At 61.5% G+C, this 1245-nt stretch carries 1 protein-coding gene; it reads right to left on the bottom strand.

Translation table 11 applies throughout. The features are described from left to right. Positions 1-375: 375 nt before the first annotated feature. On the bottom strand, positions 376-1074 hold the full coding sequence (locus tag ACQKJZ_RS19375; protein WP_427733339.1) for a hypothetical protein: 699 nt from the start codon (positions 1072-1074) through the stop codon (positions 376-378). Positions 1075-1245: the final 171 nt, after the last annotated feature.

Raw genomic sequence — 1245 nt, forward strand, 5'->3', positions numbered from 1 at the left:
ACTCCGCGCTCGACTACATCAGCCCCGCGCAGTTCGAACGAACCGCGTCACGCTGAGCAAATGCCTCTCCACTTAAGCGGGGCAAGTCCAATCCGCTCTCGCTCGCGCGCGATCGTGGTCTGAACAGGATAACTGTCTGCGTCATGCCCCCGGTAATAGCGGGCGGCAAACGCCTCCGGGCTCCGCTCGTATTCAGCGACCCGCTCAAGGCTGCGGCGGAGGGTATGTTCGGAAGCCGCAACGGCAAGGCGCTTCTGCCGCACCCGCTCCTGAGCAGCGCGGATGCGTGAGGCCAACCGTTTGGGCACCTCGGGGCGTTTGCTCATTACCAACCCACCTCCATCACGCAGGACGAGCGGCACGCCCGTCCCGCGCTCACGCTTCGATCTTCAAATCCAGCTTAATGGCATCCGACGACATGCCCGACAGGCGGGCGATCTCCGCTCGCGCGAATGTAAGGACCTCGCCGACCGTCGTGAAAGCGGGCGTCTCCTGCGCTTCATCGGCCTCAATGTCGGAAACGGTGGTCGCTTCCTCTACCGCCTGCTCGGTCGCCGGGGCGATCTGGCCCTCCAGCTCGTCAATCGAGAAGCGGGCGATCGTCGGATAATCGACTGCAAGGCTGTGACCGACCTGGCCGACGATTGTGTCATCACCCTGGTCGAGCATGATCCACATGCCGAAGTTGTCACGGACCGTATGCCCGTTTTCGGTACGCGCGGCATAGCTGGCGTCAAACCGCTTCCGCACGTCGTCGGCGGGAAGGAGATACACGTCCACGTTCTGCGGGTTAGCAGGGTCATCGACCGCGGACACAAGCACCAGGTCCACCGTGTCGAGCGTCTTCCAGCGCTTGCCTCCATCCAGCGGCGGAAAAGCGATGTAGCGATCACGGGTGGTCCGCACGGACGCCACCTTGGAAACACCGTCCTTGGTCAGCTCCCAAGTGTTGCTCAACCCTCGGCCGGGCTGGCGCTTGGCTGCATAGCCGGCCTTCTTCACGCCTTCGATCGCGGCGCTCACCATCAACCGCCATGACGCGGTTTCGCCCATCTCCTTCAAACGGTTCGTCATACTGATCCCCTGTTCCTGACAGTAGCGGGAGCGATTCGCGCTACACGTAAAACGTTTGACCGTTTCAAGCCAGCCTGGGGGCACCTCAAGGTTTGTCATATGGACAGCGGCAGTCGGAACAAATGGTCAACAAAAGCCTGAGCGTTGCCGCAAAGTATATTAAGTTTCGTG

It is taken from the genome of Sphingomonas sp. NPDC019816 (assembly GCF_050274375.1).
In the GTDB taxonomy this organism is placed as follows: Bacteria; Pseudomonadota; Alphaproteobacteria; order Sphingomonadales; family Sphingomonadaceae; genus Sphingomonas.

Coding starts and splice junctions, on each gene's coding strand:
- ACQKJZ_RS19375 (WP_427733339.1), bottom strand. CDS start 1,074: ATGACGAACCGTTTGAAGGAGATGGGCGAAACCGCGTCATGGCGGTTG.